16 protein-coding genes, 1 other RNA gene and 1 pseudogene are annotated in these 19,351 nt (G+C 45.7%); 6 read left to right on the top strand and 12 right to left on the bottom strand.

Annotated features, from left to right (window positions below; all coding sequences use genetic code 11):
* Positions 1-47 precede the first annotated feature (47 nt).
* Positions 48-1,466, bottom strand: a complete 1,419-nt coding sequence (locus PXH59_RS17050) for an FAD-dependent oxidoreductase (RefSeq protein WP_285809307.1) — start codon at positions 1,464-1,466, stop codon at positions 48-50.
* A gap of 10 nt (positions 1,467-1,476) precedes the next feature.
* Positions 1,477-5,934 (bottom strand): glutamate synthase large subunit, encoded by a 4,458-nt coding sequence (gltB, locus tag PXH59_RS17045; RefSeq protein WP_285809305.1) that lies wholly within the window; start codon positions 5,932-5,934, stop codon positions 1,477-1,479.
* A 671-nt stretch (positions 5,935-6,605) separates the two neighbouring features.
* Between gltB and arcB the strand changes: the two genes are divergently transcribed.
* The 3 genes from arcB (at position 6,606) to mtgA (ending at position 10,592) form a co-directional block, all read left to right on the top strand.
* Positions 6,606-8,948 carry an aerobic respiration two-component sensor histidine kinase ArcB gene (gene arcB, locus PXH59_RS17040; protein WP_285809304.1) on the top strand — a complete coding sequence of 781 codons (2,343 nt, stop codon included), beginning with the start codon at positions 6,606-6,608 and terminating at the stop codon, positions 8,946-8,948.
* 236 nt (positions 8,949-9,184) lie between these two features.
* Complete coding sequence (elbB, locus tag PXH59_RS17035; protein ID WP_285809303.1) at positions 9,185-9,838, top strand: isoprenoid biosynthesis glyoxalase ElbB; 654 nt, start codon at positions 9,185-9,187, stop codon at positions 9,836-9,838.
* 4 nt (positions 9,839-9,842) lie between these two features.
* Entirely contained in the window at positions 9,843-10,592 is a 750-nt protein-coding gene (gene mtgA, locus PXH59_RS17030) for a monofunctional biosynthetic peptidoglycan transglycosylase (RefSeq protein WP_285809302.1), read from the top strand.
* 21 nt (positions 10,593-10,613) lie between these two features.
* Here mtgA and dolP read toward each other — a convergent pair whose 3' ends face one another.
* The 4 genes from dolP to PXH59_RS17010 are packed head-to-tail and all read right to left on the bottom strand — an operon-like array spanning position 10,614 to position 13,987.
* A complete protein-coding gene (dolP, locus tag PXH59_RS17025) occupies positions 10,614-11,189 on the bottom strand; it encodes a division/outer membrane stress-associated lipid-binding lipoprotein (protein WP_047768798.1) in 576 nt (191 codons plus the stop codon).
* 10 nt (positions 11,190-11,199) lie between these two features.
* Positions 11,200-11,790, bottom strand: a complete 591-nt coding sequence (gene diaA, locus PXH59_RS17020; protein WP_047768800.1) for a DnaA initiator-associating protein DiaA — start codon at positions 11,788-11,790, stop codon at positions 11,200-11,202.
* A 54-nt stretch (positions 11,791-11,844) separates the two neighbouring features.
* Positions 11,845-12,225 (bottom strand): YraN family protein, encoded by a 381-nt coding sequence (locus PXH59_RS17015; RefSeq protein ID WP_047768802.1) that lies wholly within the window; start codon positions 12,223-12,225, stop codon positions 11,845-11,847.
* A gap of 25 nt (positions 12,226-12,250) precedes the next feature.
* A complete protein-coding gene (locus PXH59_RS17010) occupies positions 12,251-13,987 on the bottom strand; it encodes a penicillin-binding protein activator (RefSeq protein WP_047768804.1) in 1,737 nt (578 codons plus the stop codon).
* 63 nt (positions 13,988-14,050) lie between these two features.
* Between PXH59_RS17010 and rsmI the strand changes: the two genes are divergently transcribed.
* Together rsmI and rnpB are read left to right on the top strand one after the other, a co-directional pair.
* Positions 14,051-14,941, top strand: a complete 891-nt coding sequence (rsmI, locus tag PXH59_RS17005; protein WP_047768806.1) for a 16S rRNA (cytidine(1402)-2'-O)-methyltransferase — start codon at positions 14,051-14,053, stop codon at positions 14,939-14,941.
* A gap of 42 nt (positions 14,942-14,983) precedes the next feature.
* An RNA gene (gene rnpB / locus PXH59_RS17000) (RNase P RNA component class A) lies at positions 14,984-15,370 on the top strand.
* Positions 15,371-15,493: 123 nt separating this feature from the next.
* Here rnpB and PXH59_RS16995 read toward each other — a convergent pair.
* Positions 15,494-15,632: pseudogene (locus tag PXH59_RS16995) on the bottom strand (pirin family protein); the annotation flags it as partial.
* A 92-nt stretch (positions 15,633-15,724) separates the two neighbouring features.
* Between PXH59_RS16995 and PXH59_RS16990 the strand changes: the two are divergent.
* The gene (locus tag PXH59_RS16990; protein ID WP_285809301.1) at positions 15,725-16,630 is read left to right on the top strand and encodes a LysR family transcriptional regulator; all 906 of its coding nucleotides are present in this window, start codon (positions 15,725-15,727) and stop codon (positions 16,628-16,630) included.
* A gap of 122 nt (positions 16,631-16,752) precedes the next feature.
* Here the strand turns inward: PXH59_RS16990 and PXH59_RS16985 are convergent, their stop codons facing one another.
* The 5 genes from PXH59_RS16985 to PXH59_RS16965 all read right to left on the bottom strand — a co-directional run bounded on the left by PXH59_RS16985 (position 16,753) and on the right by PXH59_RS16965 (position 19,223).
* Positions 16,753-17,148, bottom strand: coding sequence for a DoxX family protein (locus tag PXH59_RS16985; RefSeq protein WP_047768810.1), 396 nt, complete (start codon positions 17,146-17,148; stop codon positions 16,753-16,755).
* Positions 17,149-17,341: 193 nt separating this feature from the next.
* Positions 17,342-17,635 (bottom strand): YqjK-like family protein, encoded by a 294-nt coding sequence (locus tag PXH59_RS16980; protein WP_285809300.1) that lies wholly within the window; start codon positions 17,633-17,635, stop codon positions 17,342-17,344.
* Entirely contained in the window at positions 17,628-18,029 is a 402-nt protein-coding gene (locus PXH59_RS16975; RefSeq protein ID WP_047768814.1) for a phage holin family protein, read from the bottom strand. Before PXH59_RS16975 ends, PXH59_RS16980 begins: the two co-directional genes overlap by 8 nt.
* A 1-nt stretch (position 18,030) precedes the next feature.
* Complete coding sequence (locus tag PXH59_RS16970) at positions 18,031-18,336, bottom strand: ElaB/YgaM/YqjD family protein (RefSeq protein ID WP_047768817.1); 306 nt, start codon at positions 18,334-18,336, stop codon at positions 18,031-18,033.
* 218 nt (positions 18,337-18,554) lie between these two features.
* Complete coding sequence (locus PXH59_RS16965) at positions 18,555-19,223, bottom strand: DedA family protein (RefSeq protein ID WP_047768819.1); 669 nt, start codon at positions 19,221-19,223, stop codon at positions 18,555-18,557.
* Positions 19,224-19,351 lie beyond the last annotated feature (128 nt).

Below are 19,351 nucleotides of genomic sequence, written 5' to 3'. Positions count from 1 at the left end.
TCTCCGATTAAAAAATCGGAGAAGTTATTAGAAAAAAGAATGGAATATTAGACTTTAAGATAGTCGAGGATACCGAAAGCAGCTTTTCTGCCTTCATCAATGGCGGTTACTACCAAGTCAGAACCACGTACAGCATCCCCGCCTGCGAATATTTTAGGATTACTGGTCTGAAAAGGCAGATCACTGGATTCAGGCGCGATAATACGACCTTTTTGATCGATCCTGACTTGATGTTCATCCAGCCAGTTCATAGTGTGAGGCTTGAAACCAAATGCCATGATCACTGCATCGGTCTCTATCAAAAATTCGGAACCTTGAATAATCTCAGCCTGACGACGGCCTTTTTCATCTATGGCACTCAGTTGTGTTTTCACCACCTTGACCCCACAAACCCGTCCTGCACCATTAATCTCAATGCTAATGGGTTGCAGGTTAAAACGAAACTCTACACCTTCTTCTTTCGCATTTTTTACTTCACGACGGGAACCGGGCATATTTTCCTCATTTCGCCGATAGGCGCAGATAACACGGGCTGCACCCTGGCGAATCGAAGTACGGACGCAGTCCATTGCTGTATCACCGCCGCCCAATACCAGAACCCGTTTACCCTTCATATCAACATAAGGCTGCTCAGGCAGAGACGGATAACCCATCAAATGACGGGTGTTGGCGATTAAAAAAGGTAAGGCGTCATATACCCCGTCAGCGTTTTCGTTCTCCAGTCCACCGTGGATGGATTGATAAGTCCCCACCCCAAGAAATACGCCATCAAATTCTTTGGTGAGTTCAGCCAGAGTGACATCTTGGCCTATTTCTGTGTTTAGACGGAATTCAATCCCCATCCCGGAAAATATTTCACGGCGGCGAATGATCACCTCTTTTTCCAGTTTAAAGGCGGGAATGCCAAATGTGAGCAAGCCCCCAATTTCAGGATGGCGATCGTAGACCACCACTTGTACGCCATGACGAGTCAGGACATCTGCACAGGCTAATCCTGCCGGTCCTGCCCCAACCACGGCGACACGTTTACCGGTTGGGATGACATGCGACATATCCGGTTTCCAGCCCATCGCAATAGCCGTGTCATTAATATAACGTTCAATGTTACCGATAGTGACGGCCCCGAAATCATCATTGAGGGTACAAGCACCTTCACACAGACGATCTTGCGGACAAACTCGCCCACAGACTTCCGGCAAGCTGTTGGTCTGGTGTGATAATTCCGCTGCTTCGATGATGCGTCCTTCATTGGCGAGTTTCAGCCAGTTTGGAATGTAGTTATGCACGGGACATTTCCACTCACAGTATGGGTTACCACAAGAGAGACAGCGATCTGCTTGTGCCTGTGACTGAATTTCAGAAAAGGGTTCATAAATCTCAACAAATTCTATTTTTCTGATTTTCAACGATTTCTTAGGAGGATCGACACGTTGTAAGTCGATAAATTGATAAACATTTTGACTCATGATTCTCTCCTTACTGTGCCTGAACCCGCAATTCGGCGGAAGAACGGCTACGGTGCCCCAACAACGCACTGACATCACTGGATTTAGGTTTAACCAAAGCAAACTTATTGACCCACTGAGACCAATTTTCCAATAGGCTTTCACCGTGTTGAGAGTTTGTCAGACGGACATGTTCGGTGATTAATCCCCGGAGATGCTCTTTATGAATGGCAAGGGTATCCATTGAGAGAACGTCTACCAGTTCTGGATTGACGCGTTTGCGGAAGTCATCAAATTCATCAAGGACGTAAGCAAATCCCCCTGTCATACCTGCACCAAAATTTACGCCAGTGCTGCCCAGAACACAGACGATCCCGCCAGTCATATATTCACAGCCATTGTCGCCGATCCCCTCAATAACGGTGATGGCACCTGAATTACGTACTGCGAAGCGTTCACCGGCACGTCCGGCAGCAAAGAGTTTCCCGCCTGTTGCCCCATAAAGGCAGGTATTACCGATAATAGTGGCTTCGTGACTTTTAAATGCCGAGCCGGCAGGAGGAAGGATGGTAATACAGCCGCCAGCCATACCCTTACCGACATAATCATTGGCATCGCCAATTAAAGTCAGTTCGACACCGGCAGCATTCCAGACGCCAAAACTTTGCCCGGCTGTTCCATTGAAATGCAGTTTGACCGGGTCGGCCGCGCACCCTTGATCGCCATACCGAGCCGCAATCTCACCGGAGAGAGAGGCACCAACAGAGCGATCGGTATTTTGGATATCAAAATAGAACGCCTTGCTTTGCGCGTTTTCTACATAAGGCATAGCTTTGGCGACGATCAATTTATTTAGCGTACCAGGGTCAAAAGGCGGATTCCCTTCCGTGCAATGCAGCGCTTTGCCGGTATGAGGTTCCACTGTTTCCAGCAATGGTTCGAGATTGAGCTTGCTTTGCTTGGCAGAAATTCCCTCAAGTATTTCCAGCAAGTCTGTGCGTCCAATCAAATCGGTCAGTCTTTTTACCCCTAATTGCGCCATCAGTTCACGTGTTTCCTGCGCAATAAAATGGAAATAGTGAATGACTCTTTCTGGCAAGCCGTGATAGTGAGATTGGCGTAATTTTTCATCTTGTGTAGCGACACCTGTGGCACAGTTATTTAAGTGGCAGATGCGCAAATATTTACAGCCGAGAGCAACCATTGGGCCAGTGCCGAAACCGAAACTTTCAGCGCCTAAAATAGCCGCTTTGATGATATCCATCCCTGTTTTCAGGCCACCGTCAACCTGGAGGCGGATTTTATGGCGTAGCCCATTGGCAACCAGCGCCTGTTGGGTTTCCACCAGCCCTAATTCCCACGGGCAACCCGCGTATTTGACAGAAGAGAGCGGGCTGGCACCTGTTCCGCCATCATAACCGGCGATGGTGATTAGGTCGGCATAAGCTTTGGCGACACCGGTGGCAATGGTTCCCACGCCAGGCTCTGAAACCAGTTTGACGGAGATCAGCGCCTGCGGATTCACCTGCTTAAGATCGAAAATCAATTGAGCCAGATCTTCGATTGAATAAATATCATGATGTGGCGGCGGAGAAATCAGGGTAACGCCGGGAACGGAGTAGCGCAATTTGGCAATATAAGGCGTTACCTTATCTCCCGGTAATTGACCGCCTTCCCCGGGTTTTGCACCTTGGGCGATTTTTATCTGGATCACATCGGCACTGGCTAAGTAGGCGGGGGTAACGCCAAATCTGCCGGAAGCAACTTGCTTAATGCGGGAAACTTTCTTGGTACGATAACGTGCGGGATCTTCGCCACCTTCGCCAGAGTTGGAAAACCCCCCTAACGTATTCATTGCCTCTGCCAACGCCTCATGGGCTTCAGGGCTGAGTGCGCCAATTGACATTGCGGCGGTATCAAACCGTTTGAACAGTGCTTCTGCGGGTTCAACATCTGCAATATCGATGGGTTCACCTTTAGGCGCAAGGGCAAGCAGATCCCGCAAGGTGGTGATAGGGCGCCCGTTGACCCGTTCGGAATATTTCAGGTAATCACGATAATTACCACTGTGAACGGCGGCCTGCAATGTGCTGACAACATCGGGGTTATAAGCGTGATACTCCCCATTATGGACATATTTCAGCAGTCCCCCTTGATCGATGGCGTGGCGATGCAGCCATGCCCGTTTGGCAAGATTACGCAGATCTTGTTCAAAATCGCTGAAATCTGCGCCGCCAATACGACTGACAACACCATTGAAGCAGAGGTCTGTCACATCCCGGTGCAAACCAACGGCTTCGAACAACTTAGAGCAGCGATAAGAAGAAATGGTGGAGATGCCCATTTTGGACATAATTTTATACAGCCCTTTATTAATGCCATTGCGATAATTAAGCATTATGCGGGCATATGGCGCACTGATGGTGCCATCATCCACCATTTTCCCCAGTGATTCATAGGCCAAATAAGGGTAAACAGCGGTAGCGCCAAAACCCATCAAGACCGCAAAATGGTGCGGATCACGTGCACTGGCGGTTTCTACAATCAAATTGGTATCGCAGCGCAGGTTTTTCTCGACCAGGCAGTGCTGGATAGCACCGACCGCCATTGGCGCAGGAATGGGGATCTTTTCTGGTGCAATATTGCGATCGGATAGTATCAACAATACTGCCCCATTGCGGGCGAGTTCCTCAGCCCTTTCACATAAAGCGATGACAGCCCGTTTCAGCGTGATTTCCTGTGGATTGAAGGTCAAATCCAACGTATCAGCGCGATAATAGGATTCCTGCCGTGTTGTCAGTTGCACGAAATCAGAATAGAGCAGGACGGGCGATTGAAAGCACAACCGATGAGCCTGCCCTTCCGCTTCACAAAAAACATTCATTTCTCGCCCAATGCGGGTAGCCAGAGACATCACATGAGCTTCACGTAATGGATCGATAGGAGGATTGGTCACTTGGGCGAATTGCTGGCGAAAATAGTCGTAGATAATGCGCGGGCGGCTGGAAAGCACAGCAAATGGTGTGTCATCGCCCATTGAACCGGTCGCTTCTTGCGCATTTTCACCGAGGGTACGGATAACTTGATCCAGTTCCTCATTACTGTAGGCAAACTGCTTGTGATAAGTCACCAACAGGTGATCATCTAATTCTCGTTGTCCGACCTGTGCTTGTGGCAACTCTTCAAACGGCATCAAACGCTTGACGTTTTTCTCCAGCCATTCTTTATAAGGGTGGCGGCTTTTCAGATCATTGTCAGTTTCCGCTGAGTGGAGAATACGCCCTTCATAGGTATCGATAACCATTAACTCACCTGGCCCAACACGGCCTTTCTCGACGACTTCATCGGGTTGGTAATCCCAAATACCGATTTCAGAAGCACAGGTAATCAGCTTATCTTTGGTAATCACATAGCGGGCAGGGCGTAAGCCATTGCGATCTAAATTACAGGCGGCATAACGCCCATCAGAAATAACGATGCCGGCCGGTCCATCCCAGGGTTCCATGTGCATGGAATTAAAATCGAAGAATGCACGCAGATCATCATCCATATCAGGATTATTCTGCCACGCCGGTGGAACGAGCAAACGCATTGCGCGGATTAAATCCATACCGCCATTGAGAAACAGTTCCAGCATGTTATCCAGTGAACTGGAATCGGAACCTGTTTCATTAACAAAAGGTGCCGCAGTATGTAAATCCGGGATCAACGGCGTGCGGAACTTATAGGCCCGCGCTTTAGCCCATTCACGGTTTCCCGTAATGGTATTGATTTCCCCATTGTGAGCCAGATAGCGAAAGGGTTGTGCCAGCGGCCAGCGGGGAATGGTATTGGTTGAAAAGCGCTGATGGAATAAACAGATGGCAGATTCCATGCGCAGGTCAGCCAAATCGGGGTAGAAATGTGGTAAATCCGCAGCCATGCACAATCCTTTATAAATCGTGACCAGATTGGACAGGCTGCAAATATAAAAGTCGTTATCGGTAATACGTTTTTCTATGCGACGTCGAGAAACGAACAGGCGGCGTTCCAGATCTTGCGCTCGCCATCCGGCGGGGGCGTTGATAAAAACTTGCTCAATACGAGGAAGGCTTGATAAGGCAATATCACCTAAGATATCGTGATTGATAGGAACTTCCCGCCAACCCACAATGGACAGGGTTTCGTGTTGTAATTCTTGTTCGATAATATCACGGCATAATTGAGCGATTTCGGCATCCTGGCTTAGAAACAACATGCCGACAGCATAATTTTTAGCGAGCCGCCATGATTGCTCGTGGGCGATCATTTGGAAGAAACGGTCTGGTTTTTGCATTAACAAACCACAGCCATCACCTGTTTTTCCATCCGCCAGAATTGCCCCCCTGTGTTGCATCCGGGCCAGTGCATGTATGGCTGTGCGCACCACCTTGTGGCTTGGTTCTCCTTCAATATGTGCGATTAATCCAAAGCCACAGTTATCTTTTTCCTGCAATCTGTCATATAACATTGTAAAGCTCCCCAAGTTCTGTCCGACTCTCACATCACTCACGAGAGGGGATCGATATATATTTTTTCTACAGGCGTCTAATTTGCGCCCTCAATAAAACACCACTTGTTTTATTGGCATTAACAAGCGGTGAATCAAAATGATGTTATGTTCTCTACCTATCACTGCATAAATATGAGTCAGAGGATCATCTGACAGGTGATTTTCAGCGAATTCCCAACTTAACGGTAAAAGCAGAGTTGGTCAAATCGTGTTAAATAGCGTTTTTTATTGATGATTTTCATTTATTTTTTTGATTTTTATGAGTAAATGGCGATTTTTTGTATTTTGTGACTAAGATCATTCCGCCTAAATGATGTGAGTTATATCACTAAAATCACCACACTATCTATTTTAGATATGCTTTAAAATAGATCCATATCGATATTTTATTCTTATTTTTTTGCTTAAATTGGATTTATATTGTGTATTTTTTAACTTGCAAGAAGAAGTGATTGGTTGTTTTTTCATCTAAAAAAGAGCGCTGAAATTTTATTGCATAATTATTCTTATTATTTTCATTTTTATTCTTTGTGAGAGGTTGAAGGTCATATCCCGTAACGACGTTGGGACTTTTTACGTTATGATTCAATCTAGTCACTTTACTGGAAAAGATTTTACTGGGAGTTGTTATGAAGCTGATTCGGGGGCTTGCCCAATATTATGTAGATTTGATGATGAAGCTGGGGCTGGTGCGTTTTTCTATATTACTTGCATCAGCTTTAGTTATTCTTGCGATGGCGATGCAGATGGCGGTGACATTTGTACTGCATGGAGAAGTGCAGGGTATTGATTTAATTCGCTCCATTTTTTTTGGTTTGTTAATTACCCCCTGGGCGGTTTATTTTCTCTCCATCGTCGTAGAACAGCTTGAAGAATCTCGCCAGCGGTTATCGAGTCTGGTCGCAAAACTTGAAGAAATGCGCCAGCGTGATGCGAAATTAAACCTGCAACTCAAAGAAAACATCGACCAATTGAACCAGGAGATTAGTGACAGGGAGAAGGCGGAAAAAGCCCATTTGGTTTTGTTGGATAAACTCAAATTGGAAATGGAGCAGCGTGAAAAAACCCAGATTGAGCTTGAGCAGCAATCGGTGCTATTGCGTTCATTTCTGGATGCTTCCCCGGATCTGGTTTATTACCGCAATGAAGATAATGAATTTTCCGGTTGTAACAGGGCGATGGAATTGCTGACGGGCAAAAGCGAAAAACAGCTCATCGGCCTGACGCCGACCGATGTTTACGATAAAGAAATTGCCAGCAAGGTGATGGAAACCGATGAAAAAGTATTTCGCCACAATGTATCCCTGACCTATGAGCAATGGTTAGTTTACCCCGATGGACGTAAAGCCTGTTTTGAACTCAGGAAAGTCCCTTTTTATGATCGCGTTGGCAAGCGACATGGGTTAATGGGGTTTGGGCGCGATATAACGGAGCGTAAACGCTATCAGGATGCATTGGAGAACGCCAGCAGGGATAAGACGACGTTTATCTCTACGATTAGCCATGAGCTTCGTACGCCTTTAAATGGCATTGTGGGCTTGAGCCGAATTCTGATGGATACCGACTTAACTCCAGAACAATGTAAGTACCTGGAAACAATCCATGTCAGCGCTATTACATTGGGTAATATTTTCAATGATATTATCGAGTTAGATAAAATTGAGCGTCGCAAAGTCCAACTTGATAACCAACCCGTTGATTTCACCGGCTTCATAACAGATTTAGAAAATATTTCCGCTTTATTGGCGCAGCCGAAGGGCATTAAATTTGTTCTGGAGCCTGAACTGCCACTCCCCGCAAAAGTGCTGACTGATGGAACCCGTTTGCGCCAGATTTTGTGGAACCTGATTAGTAATGCCGTGAAATTTACGCCTGAAGGCGAAATTAAGGTTCGTATCTGGCGTGAAGCAGAAGAGGAACGCCTATTCTTTGAAGTGACGGATTCCGGCATTGGTATTCCTCTTGACGAGTTGGAAAAAATTTTTGCTATGTATTATCAGGTTAAAGACAGCGCTGGTGGGTGTCCTGCAACCGGAACGGGGATTGGCCTTGCTGTTTCGAAGCGTCTTGCCCTAAGCATGGGAGGGGACATTGTGGTGAAAAGTACGTCAGGCAAAGGTTCTTGCTTTACCTTGTCTGTCGTGGCGCCAGCCATTGGTGAACACCCGGAAGGGAAGGCTGAACAGGATACTATGCCATTGCCAGCGCTCAATATCTTACTGGTAGAAGATATTGAATTGAACGTCATTGTCGCCCGTTCTGTTCTGGAGAAATTGGGGAACAGTGTGGATGTTGCTATGAATGGCTATGATGCACTGGCCATGTTTGATCCTGATGAATATGACTTAGTGTTACTGGATATCCAATTACCGGATATGACGGGGCTGGATATTGCCCGTCAATTGCACCAGCGTTATTCCTCCCAATTCTTGCCCCCTTTGATCGCGCTGACGGCTAATGTATTAAAGGATAAAAAAGAATACCTTGATGCGGGCATGGATGATGTGCTCAATAAGCCGTTATCTGTCAAGGAGTTGACTGCCGTGATAGAAAAATATTGGGGCAAGGGTTCTGAATCTGACACTGCCTTAGTGGATGTTGAGCTTGTGACTCAGGATGAAGGACGGTTGGATACGGAGATGCTTAATCAATATATCGAATTGGTTGGGCCACAAATGATCACAGACAATCTGGTTATTTTTGAAACCATGATGCCAAATTATCTTGCTTTGCTGGACTCCAATATGACCGCCAGAGATCAAAAAGGCATTACGGAAGAGGCGCATAAAATCAAAGGTGCGGCGGGTTCAGTCGGGTTACGCCATTTGCAGCAATTAGCTCAACAGATTCAGTCACCGGATTTACCGGCGTGGTGGGATAATGTTCAGGAATGGGTGGATGAGTTAAAGTTAGAATGGAAGCAAGATATAGAAATATTAAGAAACTGGTTATCAGGCGTTACAAAAAAATAACCCCAACCGAAGTTGGGGTGCGCTAATACTGCGCCAACACCAGGGAAATCTGTTTACCCGCTTATCTGAGGTTTGTTTTCGATGCGAGTCATTAAAGGATTCTTTTACACAGAACACAAGTACCAACATAGCAAAGATAAGATTTTTTGTTACAAGATTCATTAAAATCTGTGATGAAGATTGGTGTTTAACCCTCTAAGGGGTTAAGCATTAATCTACTACAAAGGGAGAGAAATATGAAATCTGTTGCCATTATATTCAGTGGATGTGGAGTGTACGATGGAAGTGAAATTCACGAATCAGTTCTCACTATGCTCTCTTTAAGCCGTCTTGGCGCCGAAATGTCTTTTTTTTCGCCTGATGAGATGCAACATCATGTTATTAACCACCTTAACGGGAAAGAGAAACAAGAAAGACGCTACATAATGGAAGAGTCGGCCCGTATAACACGGGGAAATATACAACCTTTATCCAAAGTTAATATTGATGAGTTGGATGCGCTTATTATTCCTGGTGGGTTTGGCGCAGCCAAGAATTTATGTGATTTCGCATTTAAAGGATCGGATTGCGAAATAAATAAAGAATTGTTAAGTATAGTGCAAAATATGCACCAGCAAGGCAAGCCAATGGGGTTTATATGCATTGCGCCGGTTATGGTATCTAAAATATTAGGTAAACCGATAAAAGTCACCATCGGCAATGATCCAGAAACTGCGGCTCAAATAGCGAAGATGGGTGGGGTACATGTTGAGTGTCCGGTTGATGATATTGTCATTGATTTTGAAAACAAAATTGTAACAACGCCCGCTTATATGCTCGCAGAATCTTTGGCGCAGGCAGAAAAAGGAATTGATAAGTTGGTGAGAAAAATATTGGAAATGATTGAGTAATCGGATGAGAAATCCTTTTTCAATATTGTGGCGCTGGCTGAAAAGAATTGTCGTGTCGATCACGGTTTTGTGGTTCGTTGCTGTAATTGCCTTTTCATTTTTGCCAGTGCCGTTTTCTATGGTGATGATAGAAAGACAAGTCGCCGCCTTAATATCAATTAATTTGTCTTATGTTTCTCGTTCCTCATGGAGGGATCAGGATCACATTTCACCTTATATGGCGTTAGCCGTTATTGCAGCGGAAGATCAAAAATTCCCAAAACATTGGGGATTTGATTTTGAGGCTATCGAAACTGCTATGGCGTATAACAAAAAATATGAGAAACGAATTCGGGGAGCATCGACAATTTCCCAGCAAGCAACCAAAAATTTATTTCTATGGGAAGGACGCAGTTGGGTAAGAAAAGGATTAGAAGCGGGAATGACTGCTGTACTTGAATTACTCTGGTCAAAGCAACGTATTTTAACGATCTATCTCAATATTGCTGAGTTCGGCAACGGTATTTTCGGCGTTGAGGAAGCGGCCCAACATTACTTTGGCAAGCCGGCCTGCCGATTGACAGCTACCGAATCCGCATTGCTTGCTGCTGTATTGCCAAACCCTCATCGTTATAAAGTGCATACGCCTTCCAGGTATGTATTACAACGCCAGCAATGGATCTTGCGACAAATGCAGTTAATGGGAGGCGTGAATTACTTAAAGCAAAATAAGTTAGGATGGGCGTTGAATACATGTGGGGCTGGGCGGCATTGATTAATGCCGCCTTGATGGTTTTCAGTTGAGGTAGGTAAATGCTGTTGTCACCCGTTTTACGCCGCTAGTTTCGCTGGCGATTTTTGCAGCCGCAGCTCCCTCTTGTTGCGTGACAATGCCAAACAAAAAGACTTCACCATCCTCTGTCACCACTTTGATGCTGGATGATCTCACCGCATCACTGGTTAAAATTTGGGAACGCACTTTGGTCGTCAACCAGGCATCAGCGGAGGCCGTCGCCAATGTCACGGGACTGGCTTGACGGATCTCGTTATATACCACATCAGTACCTTCAACCTTTGCCGCAATCTGTTTTGCCCGTTCAGCCAGAGTCGTATTGGGGCTTTGTCCGGTTAAAAGGATCTTGCCTTGATACACAGTCACTGACACACGGGCTTGTGCCTTAATTTGTGGATCCTTGCTGATGGCATTGCTGACACGGGCTTCCAGCGTGGTATCGTCTACTTGCTGCCCAATAGTTCGCGGATCTGAACCTGCTTTTGTGGCAATCGCCGCAGAACCTACGACGGCGGCACCAATACACCCTTGTAATAGTATTGCACTGAAACAGACCAATAATAGAGAAAATAACCGCATTAGCTGGCTCCTATTCATCCTGATGAGGGAATAACGTGTTGTCGATTAAGTCGCACAGGCAGTTGATTGTCAACATATGAACTTCCTGGATCCTGACGCTGTGATGTGAAGGAATACGTATCTCAACATCCTGAGGGCCTAGTAAACCCGCTAATTCACCGCCATCGTAACCTGTCAGCGCGACGATTGTCATATCACGGGTTACAGCGGCTTCCACCGCTTTGATAATATCCCGGCTGTTTCCATGTGTAGAAATAGCCAAGAGGACATCCCCTGGTTGTCCCAGTGCCCTGACTTGTTTGGCATAGATTTCATCAGGCTGTTTACTGTTGGCAATCGCAGTGATCACCACATTGTCAGTATTCAGTGACAGAGCTGGCAGACTTGGCCTATCTGTTTCAAATCGATTGATCATGCTGGCGGTAAAACGCTGCGCCGTTGCAGCAGAGCCACCATTACCACAGCAAAGAATTTTGTTGCCGTTCAGTAGTGATTGAACCATCATCATCGCGGCGCGCGATATTGCGTCAGGTAATGCTTCTGCTGCCGCGATCTGAGTTTGAATACTTTCAGTAAAGCAGACTTTAATTCTATCCAGCACGTTATGACCTATGTATATTGGAATTATTTGTTTAGTGAGAAAATTGAGAATCTATTAAAATGGGCTCTCATTCAGGTTGAAGGCATTTTTCAGCCATTCAAATTTCTGTCCTGTTATTGCACAAACATCGAAACGGCAGGATGCCGTTTCCAGACATTCATTGCGTTGAGACAGCCAGACAGCAGCCGTATATAATATCTTCCTACGCTTACTTTGAGTAATTGTAGCAATGGCACCACCATATTGTGCATTTTTGCGGAAACGGACTTCAACGAATATCCATGTATGCCTGTCACGCATAATCAGATCGATTTCCCCGCCCCGAATTCTCACATTCTCAGCAACAAAGACAAGCCCCTGTTTTTGCAAAAACAGTTTAGCCTGCTGTTCATAATGGTGCCCCAGCGCGTAGTGATTGCCTGTTGGTTTTTTCATCCTGAAATGACCACGATGCCTGTAATCACAGAGAACCATGCACTGCATTGGAATCAGTGTTATTGCTGCTCTCTATATTATTGGTATTTCCTGCGTTATCGAGACCTTTTGTGTTATTTATATTTTCGGTGTTATTGGTATTTTCGAGGCTTATGCGACCATTATTGAATTGCATCCAGGGCAATTGTCGCAAGATAGTGCAGTTATCCGTCACGGATAGCTCTCCCGAAGCGCCGTTCAGGTGAAACCCCATTTCTTGTTGCATTTGCGTAAATTGATTGGCTAGCGACCATGCATCAATTCCCATAGCATAGAGACGCATCAGGGAATAATCATTGGTGAATTTTTTGGCTGCTTGCTGCATTAAGGGCACGTTTGTGCCGGTCAGCAACGGGATGTCACTAAACTGCATGCCATCCATTTCCAGACGAAAATCAGGGCCTGAATCTGATTTATTACTGCGTGAGCTGGCATAAAGAGCTGGCTTTTTACGGGAACTGATCGCCATATCGAGCATGGGCTTGATCGTGGTCAGTTCGCTTGTGGTTGCAACAATATAAACGGCATCGACAGGCTCTGTGGCAGAATTTGTGGACACAACCGGTGTACCTGACAAGCGAATGCCAATACCACGATTCATGGATTTCCTCATTTCATCCAGCGTGCCAAAAGATTGCTGCAATACCGTATGACCGCCCAGTTTTTGCCATTCCTGTGCAAAAGCTTTTGCAACCCGTGAGCCTAATTCAGTGCGGGGTATCAACACCAAAGGGCTGTGTTTTTGCTGCTGCCAGAGATGCATGGCCGCATTTTTTGCCTCATCTTCTGGGGAGAGTGAGAAATAACAGATATTCGGGCGTCTTTGTGGCATATCGAGTTCATTGAGCGCCAGAATATTCAGTGGCGTTTCAATTTGAGCCAATTGTTCCACATTCGGTTTCAGTAATGGCCCAACCACCAGAGTGACACCATCTTGTTTAGCCTGCTCCAGCAGTTCGGTAAGAGGCTGGCTGTTGGTATCATAGATTTTTACGGTCAGATCATTAACAGGCACATCATTTATCACACCCATATCTGGTTCAGTTGTGGCAACATCAGTATTCCCTGAATTTGCAGCGCTGGCATTTGCCGGCAATGGTGATTCTGGTAATGATGGCTTTGGTAGCCCTTTTTGAGCATCAAGGAAACCCTGGCGGATGGCGTCCCCAAATATTTTGGCCTGGCCGCTCAATGGCAGAAATAACCCCATTGTGGCATGGCTGTTTTTAGTTTCCTGCAACATTTGTTGCAGGGCTGTGGGTAAACTGTGTGCAGCGGGGTTGTCTGGATAACGGATTTGCCAATCGTGAATAGCGAGTCGCAGTTTATCGAGATCCTGTTTATTGGTCTGATAGGTATTGAGCAAATCAAGCCAGCCCTGCAACGTATACTCATTGGCATTAATCACCAATTCACTCATTTGCTGTGGAGAAAGTTGCGTCAGTAATTGCCAGGTCTCATCAAGGTTTTTCTGGCGGGTAGCTTCATCTGTTGCGTAAGATCCCAATACGATGTAAGCACGGATCACATCCAACGATGGTTGATTGTGTGCTGCGTCAATAATGGCTTGATAGCGGTTAATCTCTGCGCTGATCTTATCCTGAGGCTTAGAAGTTGGTTGCCCTTGCCGTTCGGGCATGGTACACCCTGCAATAATCATAGTTGACAGCAGTGCTGTATAGATTAAACCAGTTTTTAAACGCACAAAAATTGAGGGAAGCATACTGTATCCAGTGATGTTTTTTTCAAAGATGCTCAATCTTAAATCGGTCATTCGGATGAAACAATGAATCAAACCAATCGAGCAGTGGTTACGACATCCACGCTATATGTTGTGCCAACCCCTATTGGAAATCTGGGGGATATTACTCAGCGTGCTCTTGAAGTTCTTAAACATGTCGATCTGATTGCAGCCGAAGATACGCGACACACGGGCTTGTTGCTTCAACATTTTGCCATTAATGCGCGCATGTTCGCACTTCATGATCATAATGAACAGCAAAAAGCAGATCAATTGCTGACGAAACTTGAACAAGGAACGAGCATCGCATTGGTATCTGATGCCGGTACGCCGTTGATTAACGATCCAGGTTATCATCTGGTTCGTCGTTGCCGTGAAGCCGGTATCAATGTAGTTCCACTACCTGGGCCTTGTGCGGCAATTACAGCACTGTCTGCTGCTGGCCTGCCTTCAGATCGTTTTTGTTATGAAGGCTTCTTGCCGGCTAAAAGTAAGGGACGCCAGGATACTTTGCGTGAATTAGGGCAAGAGCCGCGTACGCTGATTTTCTACGAATCGACACATCGTCTGTTGGACAGTTTAGAAGATATTGTGAAAGTATGGGGAGCCGATCGTTATATCGTGTTGGCACGAGAATTAACCAAAACGTGGGAATCGATTCAAGGAATGCCCGCTGGTGAGCTTTTGGCATGGGTCAAGGAAGATGAAACCCGTCGCCGCGGAGAAATGGTTCTGATTGTGGAAGGATATCGTAAGCCCGCCGAGGATAGCTTGCCACAGGAAGCCTTGCGGACATTGGCATTGCTGCAAAAAGAGCTGCCATTGAAAAAGGCGGCGGCATTGGCGGCAGAGATCCACGGTGTGAAGAAAAATGCCTTATATCGTTATTCACTCGATCAAAACACGACCGTGGGACAAATTGAAGAAGATGCGTGAAAACCCTATACATTGGCTATTAAACCTCTTATAATCCGCGCCGGAGTTGAGCAGACAGTCGCTGCTTTACCGCTCTTTTGGGAGCAGTAAAGGGGAGGAAAGTCCGGGCTCCATAGGGCAGGGTGCCAGATAACGTCTGGGAGGTGAAAGCCTACGACTAGTGCAACAGAGAGCAAACCGCCGATGGCCCAGCTTTGTTTGTAAAAGCAATTTTGGGATCAGGTAAGGGTGAAAGGGTGCGGTAAGAGCGCACCGCGCGACTGGCAACAGTTCGTGGCACGGTAAACTCCACCCGGAGCAAGACCAAATAGGGGTTCGCATGGTACGGCCCGTACCGAACCCGGGTAGGTTGCTTGAGCCAGTGCGCAAGTGCTGGCCTAGATGAATGGCTGTCCAAGACAGAACCCGGCTTATCGGTCAACTTCACAGATTTTGCCCTATAGAGCAGATGCTTTATAGGGCTTTTTCTTTATAAATAAGAAATTATCAGTCAGCCAAATCAATCAGCAGACCCCGAAATGGCGTCTCCGCTTGTAATAGCACTTCCTGCTCTTCCTGATTAAGAACACGCAACGTCCTATAGTTCAAAAATTTTGGGTCAAAATAAGTGACCAAATGAAAAAGTATAGCGAGCCTGTAACCAGCCATAATTGGCTTTTCCGCATTGATTTGCTGTTCTCTCTTCAACTATAGATCTATGACTGTCGATCTTAATTATCTGGACGTTGAAATGTTAGCCAGTTAATCTGGTGACTATATTCAAAATTCCTGATTGAGAAAAATATGGGTAAAGAACGTGCGCTTACTTTGGAATCCCTGCGGGTAATGGATGCGATAGATCGACGGGGAAGTTTTGCTGCGGCAGCGGATGAGTTGGGGCGAGTTCCTTCTGCACTGAGCTATACCATGCAGAAACTGGAAGAGGAATTGGACGTTGTGTTGTTTGATCGCTCTGGTCATCGTACAAAATTTACTAATGTTGGCCGGATGCTACTGGAGCGAGGGCGGTTACTGCTTGAAGCTGCGGATAAATTGACCGCAGATGCAGAAGCGCTCGCCCGTGGTTGGGAAACTCACCTGACGATTGTGTGTGAAGCGTTGTTCCCAATGGCCTCGCTGTTTCCGCTGGTGGATAAATTGGCGGCTAAATCGAATACGCAACTTTCGTTAATGACGGAAGTCTTAGCGGGTGCGTGGGAACGTCTGGAAACAGGATATGCTGATATTGTGATTGCGCCTGATCTGCATTTCAGGGCTTCTGCCGAAGTGAATTCGCGGGTACTGTATTCTATTAACAATGTCTATGTTGCCAGTGCGGATCACCCTATCCATCATGAACCCGAACCATTGTCTGATGCCACACGCGTGAAATATCGTGGAATAGCTGTCGCTGATACAGCAAGAGAGCGCCCGGTGTTGACGGTTAAATTATTGGATAAACAACCGCGCTTGACGGTGAGTTCACTGGAAGATAAACGTCGGGCACTTTTGGCAGGATTAGGAGTGGCAACCATGCCATACCCTATGGTGGAACACGATATTGCCGAAAGTCATTTGCGGGTTATTGGTTCGGAATACAGCCATGAAACCAACATTATCATGGCATGGCGGCGTGATAATATGGGCGAAGCCAAGTCCTGGTGCTTGCGTGAAATTCCTAAATTACTTGAGAAGCAAAGACATGCGTGAAAATACAATTAAGATGCATACACCAAGATAATAAAGCGAATGCAGAAAATATCATAAAGCCCCTTGCTGCGAATACACAGGAAGGGGCTATAAAAAGAAAGGGAAATGCGTTGTTTTTTCGATTACCAATTTTTCTTCATTAGATGGTCAATACTGAATCTTCCTGGTCCCATCATAGCCAGCAGCAGGTAACCTGAGCTGATTGAGAAGTTTTTCAGGAACATAGTCAGGTTCAGGTCATTTGAAAAATCGCTATGGAACAGGAGCGCGGTCAGAATACAGAAAATAAACATAAACACAGCCGTGGTGCGGGTCAACAGGCCTAATATCACAGCAAACCCGCCCCCCAGTTCAAGCAAGATAGTCAGTGGCAATAGAATTCCTGGCACCTTCATGGCTTCCATAAATTCCTGCGTTCCTGCATAGGCATCACCCAGTTTTCCATATCCTGCGATAATGAAAAGCACGGATATTAAAATACGGGCAACCAACAGGCCAATATCTTCAAATTTTTTCATGATTGTTTCCCCAAATACCGCAGGCCGCGATAAATAAACTGTCTGTTTAGCTTTTATTGTCCAAAAAATGGAATGAATAGCACGATTTGTTAATCATTATCTGATGGGAAGTATTCTACGGCGAGGTATTATTGGTTGCTAGTAAGGAATATTAACTATTTTATGCAGTTTTTTTTGAAAGAATTCGGTGGTATTAATTTTTGTATAGTGTGTTTCGGACGATTTTTATGATCCCGAAGATGTTGATTATACGACGTGACCAGCGATAAAACTGCCTGGGGTGGCGGAGTCCGTAAAGCAGGGCAAGGCTAGATCCAATGGCAACATAAGGCTTAAAAGCCATGAAGGTTTGCCAGCCTTTATCATAGGGTTGTGTCATTTTAAGCCAGTTCTGGCTATAAGTAGCAAGTAACTGTCGTTGTTGCTGGATCTCTTTTAATAGCTGTTGTTTGCGCAATTTTCGCTGACGATCCCCCGATTTACTCATGAGGATCATCCTCCAGCATTTTGCGGTCAACATGCAATTGTGTTCGAGTTGCGTTAAGAAAGGTCAGTTTTCGCGCCTTTTTTATTGTCCATATTGCACTAAATACGGCGAGGAGCAGTAACATTCCGGCAGTGATAGCTATTGCTGTTATTCGGTAGGCTGGATCGATAGCCCAGAATATCAGCACCAATAGGCACATCAGGCCAAAGCCTGCAAAGAGTAATGTCAATCCTACCAGCAATAGCAGTTGTACCAATGTTGCTGCTCCCTCTTCCAACTCAACGGCAACGAGTTGGATGCGAGTTTCAACTATGTGAACAGCAATGGCTGCTACTCGCCGTACCGTATCAAAGAACCCTTTTCCCGGGCCTTTCGGGTGAGGGGATTGGGTCATGTCAGCGCCTTGAAAGCAGAACGCCTAATACAACGCCAATGGCTGCACCTATACCGACACCGGTCCACGGATTTTCACGAACGTAACTGTCTGCATGACCGGCAATTTCCTTGGTTTGACCTACCAGCCTATCACTAGCTTCACTGAGTGTAGTTCGTGCATTTTTCAGTGTTCTTTCTGCCTTGCTGCGTAGTTTTTCCAGTTCTGCTTTTGAATGGTCACCGGAGCTGTTGAGGACTTCTTCTAGCGTATCCGCAAGCGATTGTAATTCAGTACGTAGATCTTCAGAGCTTTTCTTTTGTGGCATTGCCTGTCTCCTTAAATATACGATGGATGAATTTCAAACATAGACGTTTTTATCAAGAGATGAAAGTATGAATAGATGAAAAATTATCACAATATATTGCGAATTAGCCTTAAATACCGTTTGAGAGGGCTAAGTGGAGAAGCTTAATCGACAAGGTTAGGAAAGTGGGAAAAGCAATGCCCTGTGGTATACGCGGCATACCACAGGGAAATAAAGCGTTACGATAGCGTTTTATTAGTGCGCTTTTTGCGCCAAATGACAGTCAGGCTGCCAATTAAACCAATAAGTAATAGACCTACAGGTAACAGCAGCAAAAAACTCATCAGATATTCTTCATACTGGCGGAACAGCGGGCTTTTACCAAGGGCATAACCCAATGTTGTTAGAATAACCACCCATATGAACCCACTCAGCCAATTGAATATTTGAAAACGTCCATTTTTTAGCCCGGCAAGGCCTGCTAATGTTGGCAGTAATGTTCTGATAAACGCGAGAAAACGGCCTATCAGTAAGGCAGATAAGCCATGACGATGGAATAAGTTATGTGCACGTTGATGATAATGTGCAGGAAGATGTGACAGCCAGCCCTGAACTAATTTTGTATTGCCAAGCCATTTTCCCTGAAGATAGCCTACCCAGCAGCCGAGGCTGGCTCCGGTGGTGAGAATGACTAATGTGACAGGGAAACTCATGGTTTCTTTTGCAATTAAAACACCGACTAATATGAGCAGGCTGTCGCCCGGTAAAAACGCCGCCGGTAATATCCCGTTTTCCAGAAACAGGATGGTAAATAGTAGTATATAGATTGCCCATACCAGCGACGGATTCGCTAATGTTTCGTAGTCTTGGTGCCAAAGTGCATAAATCAGGTCTGTTACAATTTCCATCAAATGTTCCTAAAACACGGATTAAGGATTACATCTTACTTTTATGGTGCATTTATGGTTAATTTCTATTAAATACATTGTAATCAAAAGTAATTAATATCAGTTGTCATAAAATAATCTCGAAATCC

Origin of the sequence: Xenorhabdus bakwenae (assembly GCF_030272115.1) — a bacterium.
Lineage (GTDB): Bacteria > Pseudomonadota > Gammaproteobacteria > Enterobacterales > Enterobacteriaceae > Xenorhabdus > Xenorhabdus bakwenae.
Note: the sequence above shows the minus strand (reverse complement) of the source record. Positions and strands in the feature narration are given on the sequence as shown.

What these genes read in the sequence shown, in the direction of transcription:
- PXH59_RS17050 (WP_285809307.1), bottom strand. Translation starts at nt 1,466, where the DNA reads ATGAGTCAAAATGTTTATCAATTTATCGACTTACAACGTGTCGATCCT.
- gltB (WP_285809305.1), bottom strand. Translation starts at nt 5,934, where the DNA reads ATGTTATATGACAGATTGCAGGAAAAAGATAACTGTGGCTTTGGATTA.
- arcB (WP_285809304.1), top strand. Translation starts at nt 6,606, where the DNA reads ATGAAGCTGATTCGGGGGCTTGCCCAATATTATGTAGATTTGATGATG.
- elbB (WP_285809303.1), top strand. Translation starts at nt 9,185, where the DNA reads ATGAAATCTGTTGCCATTATATTCAGTGGATGTGGAGTGTACGATGGA.
- mtgA (WP_285809302.1), top strand. Translation starts at nt 9,843, where the DNA reads ATGAGAAATCCTTTTTCAATATTGTGGCGCTGGCTGAAAAGAATTGTC.
- dolP (WP_047768798.1), bottom strand. Translation starts at nt 11,189, where the DNA reads ATGCGGTTATTTTCTCTATTATTGGTCTGTTTCAGTGCAATACTATTA.
- PXH59_RS17015 (WP_047768802.1), bottom strand. Translation starts at nt 12,225, where the DNA reads ATGAAAAAACCAACAGGCAATCACTACGCGCTGGGGCACCATTATGAA.
- PXH59_RS17010 (WP_047768804.1), bottom strand. Translation starts at nt 13,987, where the DNA reads ATGCTTCCCTCAATTTTTGTGCGTTTAAAAACTGGTTTAATCTATACA.
- rsmI (WP_047768806.1), top strand. Translation starts at nt 14,051, where the DNA reads ATGAATCAAACCAATCGAGCAGTGGTTACGACATCCACGCTATATGTT.
- PXH59_RS16990 (WP_285809301.1), top strand. Translation starts at nt 15,725, where the DNA reads ATGGGTAAAGAACGTGCGCTTACTTTGGAATCCCTGCGGGTAATGGAT.
- PXH59_RS16985 (WP_047768810.1), bottom strand. Translation starts at nt 17,148, where the DNA reads ATGAAAAAATTTGAAGATATTGGCCTGTTGGTTGCCCGTATTTTAATA.
- PXH59_RS16980 (WP_285809300.1), bottom strand. Translation starts at nt 17,635, where the DNA reads ATGAGTAAATCGGGGGATCGTCAGCGAAAATTGCGCAAACAACAGCTA.
- PXH59_RS16975 (WP_047768814.1), bottom strand. Translation starts at nt 18,029, where the DNA reads ATGACCCAATCCCCTCACCCGAAAGGCCCGGGAAAAGGGTTCTTTGAT.
- PXH59_RS16970 (WP_047768817.1), bottom strand. Translation starts at nt 18,336, where the DNA reads ATGCCACAAAAGAAAAGCTCTGAAGATCTACGTACTGAATTACAATCG.
- PXH59_RS16965 (WP_047768819.1), bottom strand. Translation starts at nt 19,223, where the DNA reads ATGGAAATTGTAACAGACCTGATTTATGCACTTTGGCACCAAGACTAC.